12 protein-coding genes are annotated in these 14,380 nt (G+C 44.0%); 11 read left to right on the plus strand and 1 reads right to left on the minus strand.

Annotated features, from left to right (window positions below):
- Window positions 1-13 precede the first annotated feature (13 nt).
- The 3 genes from FED51_RS02710 to FED51_RS02720 all read left to right on the plus strand — a co-directional run bounded on the left by FED51_RS02710 (window position 14) and on the right by FED51_RS02720 (window position 3,214).
- Window positions 14-451, plus strand: a complete 438-nt coding sequence (locus FED51_RS02710; protein ID WP_138090265.1) for an Hsp20/alpha crystallin family protein — start codon at window positions 14-16, stop codon at window positions 449-451.
- Between the two features lie 389 nt (window positions 452-840).
- Window positions 841-1,650, plus strand: coding sequence for a carbohydrate ABC transporter permease (locus FED51_RS02715; protein ID WP_175414347.1), 810 nt, complete (start codon window positions 841-843; stop codon window positions 1,648-1,650).
- Window positions 1,651-1,675: 25 nt separating this feature from the next.
- The gene (locus FED51_RS02720) at window positions 1,676-3,214 is read left to right on the plus strand and encodes an extracellular solute-binding protein (RefSeq protein ID WP_010896660.1); all 1,539 of its coding nucleotides are present in this window, start codon (window positions 1,676-1,678) and stop codon (window positions 3,212-3,214) included.
- A 332-nt stretch (window positions 3,215-3,546) separates the two neighbouring features.
- Here FED51_RS02720 and FED51_RS02725 read toward each other — a convergent pair whose 3' ends face one another.
- A complete protein-coding gene (locus tag FED51_RS02725; protein WP_138090269.1) occupies window positions 3,547-5,856 on the minus strand; it encodes a helix-turn-helix domain-containing protein in 2,310 nt (769 codons plus the stop codon).
- A 314-nt stretch (window positions 5,857-6,170) separates the two neighbouring features.
- Between FED51_RS02725 and FED51_RS02730 the strand changes: the two genes are divergently transcribed.
- The 8 genes from FED51_RS02730 (at window position 6,171) to FED51_RS02765 (ending at window position 14,377) form a co-directional block, all read left to right on the plus strand.
- Window positions 6,171-7,148 carry an ABC transporter permease gene (locus FED51_RS02730; RefSeq protein WP_010896662.1) on the plus strand — a complete coding sequence of 326 codons (978 nt, stop codon included), beginning with the start codon at window positions 6,171-6,173 and terminating at the stop codon, window positions 7,146-7,148.
- 18 nt (window positions 7,149-7,166) lie between these two features.
- On the plus strand, window positions 7,167-8,264 hold the full coding sequence (locus FED51_RS02735) for a glycoside hydrolase family 88/105 protein (protein WP_053432199.1): 1,098 nt from the start codon (window positions 7,167-7,169) through the stop codon (window positions 8,262-8,264).
- Between the two features lie 13 nt (window positions 8,265-8,277).
- Window positions 8,278-8,757 carry a hypothetical protein gene (locus FED51_RS02740; RefSeq protein ID WP_053432200.1) on the plus strand — a complete coding sequence of 160 codons (480 nt, stop codon included), beginning with the start codon at window positions 8,278-8,280 and terminating at the stop codon, window positions 8,755-8,757.
- Window positions 8,758-8,767: 10 nt separating this feature from the next.
- The gene (locus tag FED51_RS02745; RefSeq protein ID WP_053432201.1) at window positions 8,768-10,060 is read left to right on the plus strand and encodes a Gfo/Idh/MocA family protein; all 1,293 of its coding nucleotides are present in this window, start codon (window positions 8,768-8,770) and stop codon (window positions 10,058-10,060) included.
- Window positions 10,061-10,092: 32 nt separating this feature from the next.
- Window positions 10,093-10,749: a YesL family protein gene (locus tag FED51_RS02750; RefSeq protein WP_053432202.1), complete on the plus strand. Its 657-nt coding sequence runs from the start codon at window positions 10,093-10,095 to the stop codon at window positions 10,747-10,749.
- Window positions 10,750-10,827: 78 nt separating this feature from the next.
- Complete coding sequence (locus tag FED51_RS02755; RefSeq protein WP_053432203.1) at window positions 10,828-11,805, plus strand: bile acid:sodium symporter family protein; 978 nt, start codon at window positions 10,828-10,830, stop codon at window positions 11,803-11,805.
- Window positions 11,802-13,295 (plus strand): UxaA family hydrolase, encoded by a 1,494-nt coding sequence (locus FED51_RS02760; protein ID WP_053432204.1) that lies wholly within the window; start codon window positions 11,802-11,804, stop codon window positions 13,293-13,295. The genes FED51_RS02755 and FED51_RS02760 overlap by 4 nt, the downstream gene beginning before the upstream one ends.
- On the plus strand, window positions 13,295-14,377 hold the full coding sequence (locus tag FED51_RS02765; RefSeq protein WP_053432205.1) for a M24 family metallopeptidase: 1,083 nt from the start codon (window positions 13,295-13,297) through the stop codon (window positions 14,375-14,377). Before FED51_RS02760 ends, FED51_RS02765 begins: the two co-directional genes overlap by 1 nt.
- The last annotated feature ends 3 nt before the right edge of the window (window positions 14,378-14,380 follow it).

The raw sequence follows: 14,380 nt of genomic DNA on the forward strand, positions 1-14,380 counted from the left end.
GAGGTGGTATGAAATGTCGTTAACGCCTTATGAACCGTTTCGCCATTTAGATCAAATGCGTCGAGAGTTTGATCGATTCTTTCCTGACTTTCCGATCGATATATCCAACCGGCATTTGACGCTTAGTCCGAAAATGGATGTGCACGAGACGGATCATGAAGTGATTTTAGAGTGTGATATCCCAGGGCTTGAATCGAAAGAGGATCTTCAAATCGATGTGGAACCTCGCTCCGTACGGATTGAAGGACGAATCAAACGATCAAAGGAAGTGCATGATGAACGATTTTATCGTCGTGAACGGGAGATTGGTCATTTTCGTCGAGTGGTACCGTTACCAGCTGAAGTGGCTGAAGATGACATTCGTGCTACCTATCGAAATGGGGTCCTAGAGGTGCGAATGAGAAAGCGACTCGATGACCGGCGGCGCACGATCGATGTAGAATTCCATTAATCCTGTATAACAAACACTTGTCTAACGAGGCAAGTGTTTTTGTTTTTACTTTAAGAAAGTTAACTAACAAAGAAAGGCGATGGTTTTCACCGAATAATCACTACCTTAGAAGAGGGGTCATTTTCTTATAATCGTCACATAACGGCCCTTGTAACAGTACACTTCTACTCATCCTGTTTCGAGGATTGTAGACGCGATAAAATGCCCCTTGGTACAGTGAAGGTACATTCGTTACGTGTCTTTGCAAATAAATGATAGCGCTTTCTTAAAATTTTGTTTGGCACGTAAATGATCATACAGAAAGGATGTGATGATGATTGGTCCATGATCAGTCGCTAGGTAGTCGTGTTTTCAACATCTTTAATTATCTGTTTCTCTTTTTATTTTCCATGATATGTTTTCTTCCTTTTGTCCACATAGTGGCTGGCTCGTTTGCGTCGGTGGAGGAAGTGCTGCAAAAGCGATTTATTCTGTTTCCAACGACGTTTTCCTTGGATGCGTACCGTTATATCTTTTCGACAGACATTATTTTTCGTAGTCTGATCATTTCCATTCTAGTGACCGTCGTAGGAACCGCATTCAGTATGTTTTTAACATCGCTGATGGCATATGGTTTATCGCGAAAAGATCTAGACGGTCGAAGGGTTCTAATGTTTCTTGTTGTATTTACGATGCTATTTAGCGGCGGAATGATTCCTACGTTTCTCGTTGTCCGATCATTGGGCCTGCTAGATACGTATTGGGCGCTGATTATTCCTACAGCGATTAACGCTTTTAATCTGATTATCTTAAAAAACTTCTTTCAAAACATTCCTGAGAGTCTGGAAGAGTCAGCAAAAATTGATGGGTGTAACGATGTTGGGATTTTCTTTCGGATCGTATTCCCATTGTCGATGCCAGCTATTGCGACAATCTCTCTCTTTTATGCAGTCACCTATTGGAATACGTTCATGCAAGCGATTTTGTACTTGAATGATTCGAGAATGTGGCCTATTCAAGTGTTATTGCGACAAATTGTCATTATGTCTAGTGGTATGCAAGGGGATTTAACCGAGCTCGGTGCCGGGTTCGTCATGCCACCAGAACAAACAATTAAAATGGCCGTTATCGTTGTTGCTACCATTCCTGTGTTAATCGTCTATCCGTTTATTCAAAAGCATTTTGCAAAAGGAGCTTTACTAGGTTCAGTGAAAGGGTAAAAATAAAAAATGGGGAGGTATGTTCATGAAAAGGATGTCTCTAGCATGTCGATGGCTCGCATTTTTATCACTTCTGCTTTTAGTTGTTGCTTGTTCTAGCAGCAATGAGGGGACAAGTGCTCCTGCTGAAGAGGGAGAAGGCAATACAGAAGAGGAAGCATTTGATCCGGATTCTCCTTTAGATTTGGATTGGATGGTGATCCTCTATCATCAACAGCCACCTAAAGATACTGTGATTAAAGAAATTGAAGAGTTAACGAATACGAATTTGGACTTAATCTGGGTACCAGATGCGGTGAAGGAAGACAGAGTGAATGCTGCGCTAGCTTCAGGAAACTTACCGAAAGTCATTACGCTGCAAGATTTCCGAACGTCATCTGTCCTTAATGCGTTTCGCTCAGGACAGTTTTGGGAAATTGGCCCTTATTTAGATGAATTCCCAAATCTAAGTGAGATGAATGAAACGATTTTAGAAAACGTTTCTGTAGACGGAAAGATCTACGGAATCTATCGTGAGCGTCCGTTGTCAAGACAAGGGGTCGTCATTCGCCAAGATTGGCTCGAAAACCTTGGGCTTGAAATGCCGACAAACTTAGAGGAGCTGTATGAAGTGGCTCGTGCCTTTACGTATGATGATCCTAATGGATCAGGTGCCGATGATACAGTCGGATTTACCGATCGAAATGATTTAATTTTCGGAGCATTTAAAACATTGGCTTCCTATCACGGAACCCCGAATGAATGGGGATTTGATGATGAAGGTAAATTAATGCCAGAATTTATGACCGATGAATATGTGGAAACGATGAATTACATGAAGAGCCTTTATGACGAAGGCTTGATCAACACCGAGTTTCCTGTCACGAGTAAAGAACAGCAGCAAGAGCTATTTATGACAGGGAGGGCGGGAATTTACGTCGGAAATATGGTTGATGCCCGTAACTTACGAGATAAAGCGAAGGACATTAATCCAGAGATGGAAGTGGCGATTACAAACCGTATTGCCGGTCCTGACGGTGAAGACCGAGTTTGGGCGCAAGGAGGTCACAATGGAATCTTTGCCATTCCAAAATCAAGTGTTGAAACAGAGGCTGAGCTCAAACGGATTTTGGCATTCTTTGATCGCATCGCAGAGGAAGATGTGTACAATTTAATGGCCTATGGAATAGAAGATGTACACTATGAAACAATTGATGGTGAGTACTTCGAGCGAATCGAAGAAAATTTAGATGACTGGGCGGCGGAAGTTCAGCCACTAGTATCGTTAGTTGCAAGAGAAATGAATTATTTAAAAGCATACGGTGACCCTCTCTATGAGGAGTATGAGCGTCTAACGGAAGACAATAACGAAATTATTGTCACCAACCCTGCTGAGCCACTCTTCTCGCCAACGTATACGGAGCGTGGAACCGAATTGCAGAAAATCATTGATGATGCGACTTATAAGTATATTTTAGGTGAGCTTGACGAAGATGGCTTCGAAGCTGAAGTAGAACGCTGGCTTACTAATGGTGGAGAAAGCATTATCGAAGAATTAAACGAAGATTACGAAAGACTCAATTAATCCGTTACTTAAGTAAAAATCCCCCTGTTAATATAAATGACATTCAACGGCTTTAGTCACTAGATTCTCTAGAGGCTAAAGTCTTTTTTTACAGGAGATAGAATTCATGTAAGGCTCATCATCTTACGACTTTTTTTATTAATAGCTCCACGCTAGTTCGAACTCTCGACCGGCCGACTCCCACGGACAATCGCATAGCTTCCTCAAGAACATCACTGTCACGGAGCGTCCAGCCTATTGGCGATCAGAGTCCCAAGAACTTGCGCACATGTTCGACCGACTGGACGTTCAAAGTATACAAAAGAGCGCGGGGCTTTGTGAACCTCACGCTCTTATGATACTTTTGATTGACGGTATTTTCCTGGTGTCATTCCTTCCTTTTTCTTAAACGATCGAATGAAGTTTTGCGAGTTGCCATAGCATAATCGTTCGGCAATTTCTCGAATCGGCATGGACGTTTCCAGCAACCATTTTTTCGCCATCGCTAATCGATAGGAGCTCAAATATTCACTAAATGAAATGTTCGTCTCCTTGCGAAAAATGCTGCTTAAGTAGTTCGGGTTGTAATGTAGTCGTTCAGCAATGGATTCTAACGTTAGTTCCATATCAAATTCATTTTGGATGATGTGGATAATTTGGTCGGAAATTGTTTTGTATTGGGAATCCATACGCTCGGCTACAGTGTGAACCGATGGCGCGATTAATTTCGTAAAAAACCATTGCTTCACTTCATCGATTGTTTGTAAGCTAAACAATTGGTCAAAGAGCGTTTTCTTATCATAAACGTCCACTGAATCAATGCCTAGAGTTTGCAGCAGTTGGATCGTATTGTTCAGCAGCCGAAGCAAGGAAATTTGATATTGGCTCGGATGAAGGTCCTTCTGAAAGATTCCATCAATCAGTGCATCTAAGTGATCTTTCACGTTCGATTTATCTCCTAGTTTAAGGGCATCGAACAATTCATTTTCTTGCTGCTTCGGATAGTACGTATGGAACGAATGAGTGTGTGCCAAATTTGAGAAGAAAATGACTGATTGACAGCCTAGTTTAATCCGATATTTTAACGCTTCTATCCCTTCATCATACGCTTCTTGTGTTTTTGTAATATCGTCATACGGCAGGCTCACACCGATGCTCACAGAAATGTCTAGCTGTTGTCTCACTTCGTTCATGATTGCTTCTGCTTTTTCGCGTACAAAACCGTCCCGCTTTTGCTCGTGGTCAACGTTCGTGAGGAGAATGAGTACGACGGTGTTGTTTAATAGAGCGGGCGTTAATCGCTCAACTTCAGGAATAAGGGTCTCTACTAAGTTGTTGATCGAAAATAAAAGAACATCTTTTTCTTCCTTTGCATACTTCGTTCCTTCCAGGGAATCGATTTGCAATGTAAGGACATGGAGCTGCCTCCAGTCTTTCGGATATTGGAATGTTTCGTATTTTGTTTCGATTTCCGATGGGCTCATATGACCTTTGATCAAATTAAGGACGAAAAATTGCTTTAGTTGTTTAATTTGACCTTGTAGCTTCTCTTCCAATTCATTGTTTAGATCGAGAACATTATGAATATGAGCGTGAATTAATTCAAATTCATCTTTCGGTGGCTTTTTCGCTGACCCTGCTGAAAAGGTCGCGGTGATCATTTGGTATAGCTCTTGAACTGGTCGGTAAATTCGCCTAGAGCCCACCCATGAATAAAGCAAGCTTAAGAGCAAGACACCAGCTGAAATGTACATTGTAAAGGCACCGATCGCGTTCGATTGTTTTGCTAGTTCTCGGCTTGAAATGACCGATACGTAGGTCCATTGGTTGTAATCAGATGTACGAAAGGTCACCGTGTAGGTGGAATGACTTAAAGGTAAAGAAAATTGACCGTTGCCATTGGCTGTTTGCTGGGCAGCTAATGCCTCTATTAACGTACCATCGGAGAGTAAGTCATCCTCTAAGATCGAAAGGTTATGATAGCCAACAGGGCGATACTGTTCATCCAGTACGAAAAACGCTTCATTTTGACTGTTTTCACTTAAAATTTTATTGACACTACATGCTGGAATGCTGGCGATGGCCAGTCCCGTTTTTTGATTGCTGTTAAGAGGTAGTTTTTTTACTAAATTCATTTGTGTGGAACAGGAGTTGGCTAATTCTTCATTAAATTCACTCCCCCACGTGTCCACTTCATAAATCCATGTTGAATTGACGGGTAATTCAAAATAGCGTTGGAAATGGTCCTCAATTTCTTTTTTCGTAATCCGCTGTAATCCCCAATTATTCATGAGCCATTCTTGGTTTGTGCTCAGCAACACAATGTCTTCAATACCAATCTCGTATGTTTGAAGGTGGGTTAATTCTTTGCGAATATCGTTATACAGTTGAAACTGTGTAGCAGTTAACGGTTGGTTCAACGTGTCTCGAAGCAAGCTTGAGTTGACAAAGTATGTGAGCGAATGGTCGGCTGTTTTTAAAATGTGTTCAATGTTCGTTTGCGTTTGGTAGACGCTGGAGCGCTTATCCTCCGAAACTTGTTCATGAATCGCGTCTGAAGCTTTAATGTAAGAAAATGTGCCTACAAGCAAGACTGGCAAAGTGCTTAAAATCAAAATAAATAAGATCAAACGAACATAGAACGTTGTCTTACGTTTGAACATGCGGCACCTCCTTACGAATATTTGATAGCGCTTTCACTAAACAGATTATACCTTCTTTTTCAAAATGAAAAAAGTGTTCGGAAAATTGTAACAAGTGGAAGGAAGAGTGTGAGGATATCGTCAAAGCTACGAGTGACAAGGGGTTTACTAGGGTCATAATCATTAGTTAACATCACGTTCATTTCTTCAGTTCTTTACCTGCTAAGGCTACCTGTGATAGCGTTTACAACTGCGTCACTTGATGATTATAGACGATATGAAGCGATTTGCGTTACGTTGGGGATAACGTTACGAGCAAAGGAGGTTCATCCCTAATGGCGCAAGCTTCAGTTGAACAAGCGTTGCCGATTGAATCGGCGGCTCCCTCCATTCCAAAAAAAGTGAGGCGACAGCAAAAGCTTAAGCGAATCTTTCGCAACAAATATTTGTATCTCATGATTTTACCGGGACTTGTTTACTTTCTCATTTTTAAATACGTCCCGATGTGGGGGCTTATCATCGCTTTTCAAGATTATCAGCCGTTTCTTGGTGTGACAGGAAGCGAATGGGTCGGCTTTAAACATTTTGAGCGATTGTTTACAGAACCGACATTTTTCCAACTATTACGCAACACACTCGTTCTATTTTTGTACAATTTAATCTTCTTTTTTCCGGTACCGATCATTCTAGCGGTGCTTTTAAATGAGATTCGTCTCATGGTGTTTAAACGTTTTGTCCAGACGATGATTTACATTCCCCACTTCATGTCATGGGTTATTGTCGTATCGCTTACGTATGTATTGTTTACGACTGATGGTGGTGTGATCAATGAGATCATTTATAGTATCACGGGAAAAAACGTGAACTTCTTAATGAGTGAGGATTGGTTCCGTCCTCTTTATATCTTGCAGGTCATTTGGCGGGAAGCGGGCTGGGCAACGATTATTTATTTTGCAGCAATCGCGGCAATTGATCCGTCCTTGTATGAAGCAGCGAAGATGGATGGTGCCAATCGCTTTCGGCAAATTTGGCACATTACGTTACCAGCGATTCGCAGTGTCATTGTCGTCCTCTTAATTCTGAAAATTGGTGATATTCTTGAGCTTGGTTTTGAGCATGTATTCCTGATGCTAAACGCGATGAATCGCGAAGTGGCAGAAATTTTTGATACGTACGTTTATACAGCAGGTTTAAAGGAAGGCCAATTTAGCTACAGTACCGCGGTAGGTTTCTTCAAGTCAATTGTCGGTTTGATCATGGTCATGCTTGCGAACTGGTTGGCAAAGAAATTTGGAGAAGAAGGCGTGTATTAACGAAAAGGAGGAAGGGATATGTCTACGTTGTCAGTAGCAACGATGGCAGTAGCAGAACAGGCGTGTCAAACGATAATGAAAAGGTATGAGCCTCTTGAGCTTCCACCGAAAAATCGTTGGCACTATCACCAAGGCGTGTTTTTGTATGGCATGTACCGGGTGTGGGAAGCGACGAAAAAGGAAGGGTATCTCTCTTATATCAAAGGGTATGTAGATGGACTCATCGATGAACATGGAAACTTTTATTTTGCCAGAGATGAACTAGACGCAATTCAAGCGGGGTTGTTGCTATTTCCCCTCTATGAAAAAACAAAGGATTCACGATATGAGGTAGCCGCGCGTAAGCTTCGTCAGCTTCTAACGACGATTAATCGCACGAGCGAAGGAGGGTATTGGCACAAAGATAAATACCCTTATCAAATGTGGTTAGATGGCCTCTATATGGCAGGTCCGTTTAAAATGAAGTTCGCACAAATGTTCAATGAACCAGAGCTAGTGGATCACGTTCTCTACCAAGAACAACTTATGCGTAGACATACGAGAGATCCAGAAACAGGGCTTTATTATCATGCATGGGACGAAAAGAAACAAATGCCTTGGGCTGATCCAAATACAGGTCGCTCTCAAGAAGTTTGGGGCCGCTCCATTGGATGGTACGGGATGGCGCTCGTCGATATAATAGAAGATTTGCCGGAAGGCCATCCATCTAGACATGAGTTGACCAAGGTGGTAACCGATTACGTCGATACGATCAGCCGTTATCAAGATCCAGACCATGGCTACTGGTATCAAATTGTAGACAAGGGCGAGCGGAAGGAGAATTGGCCTGAGTCTTCGGGAACGTGCTTGTTCTTGTATACGATCGCAAAAGGAATGAATCTAGGCATTTTTGATCATCCGTATGTCACACAACTTAGAAAAGGGTATCAAGGACTAGTCGATCACTTTGTCAAAATGGATAAAGATGGAGATGTGACGATTTCAGGGATCTGTATCGGTACCTCGTGTGGGGTTTATGATTATTACGTTGGAAGAGAGACGAGCGAGAATGATCTACATGGTGTCGGTGCCTTCTTGCTTGCGAGTGTGGAATGTGCAAGAGCATTGAGTCGATAGTGAGGAGATCACGATGAAATGGTTCATTTTGTTGCTCAGTTTGTACGTCATTAGCGGCTGTAGCAACTCATCGGATCAACTAGAAGTAAAAATTTATTCGGAATCGTTACAGCCTTTTGTGCATGAAATAGAACGAGCGGTTTCCGACGTTCGCGCAGTAGACATCCAGTTTCAAGCACCGTTTGCTGAAAAGCTCGTGCTGGATATCGTGGCGCAAGAAGGAGATTTGTTCATCGTGGACGAAGACTTGCTTCGTGCGATCTATGATCCTATCGGCCTCTACCCACTATATGAGGTGAGTCGTGAGTCGTTCGTTGATCAAGAGCGACTCAGTGATTATGAGGATCGAGAAGGAGGAGAAGTGACGTACTATGCCCTCCCTCTTTCCTTTGCAGGTTCAGACGTAGCTCTGTTCATCCCTCTATATAGTGAGCGTAAGGAGGAGGTTATGGATTTACTAATCGATGGATTTGATCTCCAATTAGAAAGGTGAGAAAAGAACGATGAAAAAATACGCGATTTGTGGAGTTAGTAATCGGGCATTGAGGATGTTTATTGCCCCCATACTGGACCAATATGCGAAAAATCACCAAGTAGTTGCCCTGTTGGATCAAGACCCGAGACGGCTAGAGATTGCAAAGGAGCAATATCCTCAACTTGAATCAGTACAAGGCTACGATGACCAATCGTTTGAACAGATGATGAATGAGACCAAGCCGGATGTGTTGCTCGTTTGCAGCCGTGATGATACGCACATTGACTACATTTTGAAAGGATTAGCCCACGATCTACATGTCATAACGGAAAAGCCAATGGTTACAACCGCTAAGGATGCAAAGCGGGTCATTGAAGCAGAAAACAAAAGTCGCGGAAAGGTGACCGTAACGTTTAATTATCGCTACGGATCCCATCATCGAAAAATTAAAGAGCTTATTTTAGAAGGACGGTTAGGGCGGATTACGTCGATTGATTTTAATTGGTACATTGATACGTATCACGGGGCAAGCTATTTTAAGCGTTGGAATCGAGTGAGAGACTATTCGGGTGGCTTGTCGATCCATAAGTCGACGCACCACTTTGATTTAGTCAACTGGTGGGTGGATCAGCGTCCGGTCGAAGCGTTCGCATACGGAGCCCTTAACTATTACGGAGCAGACGGTGAATTAAACCCTTCGAAAAAAAATGGACGTTTTTGTGGTACTTGTGACGAGCAAGATCGATGTCAATATTATCGCCGATGGACGACACGGTCACAAAGCTCGGCCGCAAAGGATGATCATATTGAATATGTCCCGAGCACGGCGAAGCTTTATACCGACTATCGGCCAGATGCCTGTATTTTCGATGAGGAAATCAACATCGAAGACACGTATGTTGCAACGGTTCGCTACGACAGGGGAACGCTATTAAGCTATTCGATTAATTTTTCCACTCCTTATGAAGGTTACCATCTAGTAATAAATGGGACGAAGGGACGGATTGAAACGAAAGAATATCATGAGCCGAGCCGGATTCCGTTTCCATTTGATGAGCAAACCATTGATTATTATCCTTTGTTCGGTTCAAAGGAGACGATTCACGTCGTGACGAATGAAGGTGGTCACGGTGGTGGCGATCCGATTTTGTTAGAGGATCTGTTTTTAGGCGTTGATCCTGCAAGACCGTATGAGATTTTAGCCGGGGCACAGGCAGGGGCTGATTCGATTGCTGTCGGTGAGGCAGTCTGGCGCTCAGTACAGACAGGACAACCGATTAAAATCGATGATTTACTGAAAGTGGAAGTACAGCAAAGATAAAAACGCAGGGTCTCATATGAAAGGGGGAGAACATGGTGGTGGAAATGCACGGGTTTACAGGAGCTTTTTATCGAGTCTGTGTCTGGATTGCTCGCTTTGCTTATGTGAATGCGTTATGGGTGACGTTTACCTTACTAGGGCTAATTGTCCTTGGCTTTATGCCCGCAACGACGGCGATGTTTGCCGTTGTTCGTAGGTGGGTGCAAAACGATCACGACATCCCGATCTTTAAAACCTTTGTCACCAACTATCGAAAAGACTTCGTCAAAGCGAATGGACTCGGGCTCTTTTATGGCCTCCTGATCGGACTCATTTTGGTCAATCTTGCCCTGCTTCCTCCCGACCCGTTGTGGGCCACACTGTTACGCTATGTTTTTATGTTCATGGGCCTCCTTACATTCGGAGCTTTGTTGTTTCTCATTCCAGTATTTGGCCAATTTGAGCTTTCTATTTATCAATACGTAAGAACGTCGATAATGCTCGCATTATCGTATCCACATTATGCGATCACAATGACTGCTGGGATGTTCGCCCTTCAATACGTATTCATGACGGTCCCAGGGCTTATCCCATTTTTTGCTGCAAGCTTTATTAGCTATGTTTTGATGTGGTTGTCCAACCGTGTGTTCTCTCATCTTAAAAAGAGGAGTGACGCGACTGATTATGAAGCACAGGCGAGCGGGGTGTAGAGAAATGAGTTGATAAAAGGACGAGTGTAAAGGGAACGATAACAGGACAACGGGTTGATGCTAGGAGGATTTACATCTATGGTTGACGACCGATTTAACCATTTTCGAATCATAAACCGAGTCCTTGAGAAAGGGATGCCTGTCTTAACACCTGTCAGTGTGGCCATAGGCGTTTGGATGGCTGAAAGATTTTCTAACTTTGCAAGCGCGGTCCCATGGTTGTTTGCGGTTATTAGCTTTGTTGGTGCATTAGGGTTAACGTTGGTCGATATTAGGGAGCGTTTGCGCCGTCCGCTGGCCATGATCGTCACGTTGTTTATTTTACAAATTTTAATGCCGCTTATTGCATTGCTTGTAGGCATGTTGCTGTTTGACCCAATGACGAGGTCTGGGCTTGTGCTAGCCTTCTCTATCCCGACAGGTGTGATGAGCTTAATGTGGGTGACGATTTATCATGGCAACAAAAGCTTTGCCTTAGCAGTGGTCTTCATTCATACACTCCTTTCCCCCTTTTTCATTCCGTGGACATTGCGCTGGTTTATTGGGACTGATATTCCGTTTGATGTGGGCGGCATGGTATGGGGGCTACTATGGATGATTGTGATTCCTTCGCTGCTTGCCATTAGTGCCACTCGCTATACCCCGAAAGTCGTCCCTATGATGAAGGATGTGCTGTCCCCGATTGCTAAGCTACACCTTATTCTCATTATAATGATCAATAGCTCGGTTGCTGCACCGTTCATTCGGTCATGGGATCTTTCCCTTTTATACATCATCTTGACCGTCCTTGCCATTGCATTAAGCGGCTATGGTCTCGGTTATGTAGGCGCAAGGCTGTTGAAGCTCGATGAATCGATGAGAATTAGCATGGTCTACACGTGCGGGATGAGAAACATCGGGGCCGGTGCAGCGTTAGCTGTCGCCTATTTTCCGCCACCGGTTATGGTCCCGATCGTGGCTGCGATCTTATTTCAACAAGTGCTAGCTGCGGCGTTAGGGAAGTGGATGCGAACAGGAAGAACTGACCAGTCTCTTATAGGAAGGGGAACGACATGAACGAAAAATTTGCCTATATTCACGAAAAGGACAATGTCATCATTGCCTTGTCGCCTTTAGAACAAGGGGAAGTGCTCAATGTTAACGGCTTACCCATTACGTTAAGTGAATCTATCCCAAGGGGACATAAGGTAGCCATTGTTACGATCGAACAAGGGGAAGATGTAATCAAATATGGATTTCCCATTGGTAAAGCCACGACGACAATTCAACCTGGTGCCTGGGTCCATTCACAAAATATGAAAACGAAGCTGGAAGGTGTTCAGGAATACGACTATACACCAAGCGCTCCCTCGTTCCGAAAACAAGTAGAGAAGGTACGGACATTCCAAGGGTATGTCAGGGATAATGGTAATGTTGGTATCCGCAATGAAATTTGGATTATTAACACCGTAGGATGCATTAATAAAACGGCAGAACGACTCGCAGCCATAAGTAACGAAACGTGCGGAGCCGGTGTAGACGGTGTGTATCATTACCCTCATTTGTTCGGGTGCTCCCAGCTTGGTGATGACCTGCTTTATACGCAGAAAATATTAAGGAATCTCGTCCTTCATCCGAATGCGGCAGGGGTGCTCGTATTAGGGCTTGGCTGTGAAAACAACCATATTGCTGCTTTTAAGCAGGTGCTTGGCGACTATGATGACAGGCGAGTGAAGTTTCTTGCTGTCCAAGAGGCCGATAATGAAATGGAACAAGGACTCGCAATTATTGAGGAGTTGATTCGTTACGCGAAAACAGCCAAGCGCGAGCCTATCCCCCTTTCCAAGCTAAAAGTTGGCCTGAAGTGCGGAGGGTCTGACGGCTTTTCCGGAATTACCGCAAACCCCCTCGTCGGTGCGTTTTCTGATAAAGTCGTTGCCCATGGGGGGACAACGGTGATGACAGAGGTACCCGAAATGTTTGGGGCGGAGACGATTTTAATGAATCGTGCCAAGGATCAGGCAACCTTTGAAAAAATGGTTCGGCTCATTAACGATTTCAAAGAGTATTTCCTTCGGCACAATCAACCAGTCTATGAAAATCCATCTCCTGGGAACAAAGAGGGAGGGATTACGACACTTGAAGAAAAGTCATTAGGCTGTGTGCAAAAGGGTGGTTTTGCCGAAGTCGTCGATGTCCTCCCATACGGAGAAAGGTTGGAAAAGCCAGGATTAAACTTACTGCAAGGCCCAGGGAATGATTTAGTATCGGTGACAGCTCTCGCGGCAGCCGGTGCCCATTTTGTCTTGTTTACGACGGGTCGTGGAACCCCTTTTGGTGGCCCAGTGCCAACGGTAAAAATTTCGACTAACACGTCCCTTTATGAACGAAAGAAGCATTGGATTGATTTTAACGCCGGGCGGCTAGTTGAAGGGGCAACCTTGGATGAAGTAGCTGAAGAGTTGCTCGACTATGGGGTGAAGCTTGCTTCGGGAGAAGTGAGGGCGAAAAACGAAGAGTATGGGTTTAAGGAAATTTCCATTTTTAAGGATGGAGTCATATTGTAATGGAACGATTGTCTGAGCAAGTGAGGAAGGTGCGCCGATGGCTCATTGATCAACCATTTGACGGAATCTTGTTATCAGAACAAAAAAACATTGCCTGGCTTACAGGTGCTCGTGCGTACGTCAATCTGGCAACAGAGCGCTCCATCGTCTTTTTTCTAATCACCGAATCGGAGACGGTCATGTACTGTAGCAACATTGAAAAAGAGAGATTACTAGCAGAAGAGATTGGCGATACGGTTGGGGAAATCCATGTGTTTCCATGGTATGATCCTTTGCTCGCTGAGTCGATTACACAAGAGCAGTCAAAAATAGGGAAGGTTGTTCTCGATCGCGAAGTCGAAAGCGCATTCAAAGCGGTACGCTCAGCCCTTTCTCCTTCTCAAGTCGCGGATTACCGTCAACTTGGCAAGTTGTCCGCTGCCGCGGTAGAGGAAACTGCCCTTGGATTACAACGAGGCGAAACGGAGCTAGAGATTGCAGGAAGACTTGCGAACGCTGCGATCAAACGAGGAATTGAACCTGTCGTCAACCTTGTGGCTGTTGATGACAGGGTGTCTGCTTACAGGCACCCATTACCGACTGACAAACGGCTTGACCGCTATGTCATGATCGTCTTATCAGGACGGAGAAACGGCCAGTATATTTCGTTGACACGGCTCGTCCATTTTGGTGTGATCCCGATTGACCTGAAGAAAAAGCATGCAGCGGTATGCACCATTGATAGTAGATTGATGCATCACACGCGGGTCGGGCAGTCAATGGGTGATTTGTTTAAGGAGATGAAGGCAGCTTATGCTGCTGTCGGTTATCAACATGAATGGAAAAACCATCATCAAGGTGGGCTTACAGGCTACGTTGGTCGGGAGCGATTGCTGCAGCCTGATGCTCAAGAGCTCATTCAAGCAAATGAAGTTTATGCGTGGAATCCAAGCATTACAGGGACAAAATCAGAAGACACCATTCTTGTAACAGAGTCGGGACCTGAAATATTAACGTTAGGGAAGGAATATCCACTAATGACGGTAACGGTCGCTGGGTGTACGTACGAACGACCGGATATACTCGTGCGAAATGATGGATGAAGG

Origin of the sequence: Halalkalibacterium halodurans (assembly GCF_005671335.1) — a bacterium.
Lineage (GTDB): Bacteria > Bacillota > Bacilli > Bacillales > Bacillaceae_D > Halalkalibacterium > Halalkalibacterium halodurans.

What these genes read in the sequence shown, in the direction of transcription:
- FED51_RS02760 (WP_053432204.1), top strand. Translation starts at nt 11,802, where the DNA reads ATGAACGAAAAATTTGCCTATATTCACGAAAAGGACAATGTCATCATT.
- FED51_RS02715 (WP_175414347.1), top strand. Translation starts at nt 841, where the DNA reads ATGATATGTTTTCTTCCTTTTGTCCACATAGTGGCTGGCTCGTTTGCG.
- FED51_RS02730 (WP_010896662.1), top strand. Translation starts at nt 6,171, where the DNA reads ATGGCGCAAGCTTCAGTTGAACAAGCGTTGCCGATTGAATCGGCGGCT.
- FED51_RS02735 (WP_053432199.1), top strand. Translation starts at nt 7,167, where the DNA reads ATGTCTACGTTGTCAGTAGCAACGATGGCAGTAGCAGAACAGGCGTGT.
- FED51_RS02745 (WP_053432201.1), top strand. Translation starts at nt 8,768, where the DNA reads ATGAAAAAATACGCGATTTGTGGAGTTAGTAATCGGGCATTGAGGATG.
- FED51_RS02725 (WP_138090269.1), bottom strand. Translation starts at nt 5,856, where the DNA reads ATGTTCAAACGTAAGACAACGTTCTATGTTCGTTTGATCTTATTTATT.
- FED51_RS02765 (WP_053432205.1), top strand. Translation starts at nt 13,295, where the DNA reads ATGGAACGATTGTCTGAGCAAGTGAGGAAGGTGCGCCGATGGCTCATT.
- FED51_RS02720 (WP_010896660.1), top strand. Translation starts at nt 1,676, where the DNA reads ATGAAAAGGATGTCTCTAGCATGTCGATGGCTCGCATTTTTATCACTT.
- FED51_RS02710 (WP_138090265.1), top strand. Translation starts at nt 14, where the DNA reads ATGTCGTTAACGCCTTATGAACCGTTTCGCCATTTAGATCAAATGCGT.
- FED51_RS02750 (WP_053432202.1), top strand. Translation starts at nt 10,093, where the DNA reads ATGGTGGTGGAAATGCACGGGTTTACAGGAGCTTTTTATCGAGTCTGT.
- FED51_RS02755 (WP_053432203.1), top strand. Translation starts at nt 10,828, where the DNA reads ATGGTTGACGACCGATTTAACCATTTTCGAATCATAAACCGAGTCCTT.
- FED51_RS02740 (WP_053432200.1), top strand. Translation starts at nt 8,278, where the DNA reads ATGAAATGGTTCATTTTGTTGCTCAGTTTGTACGTCATTAGCGGCTGT.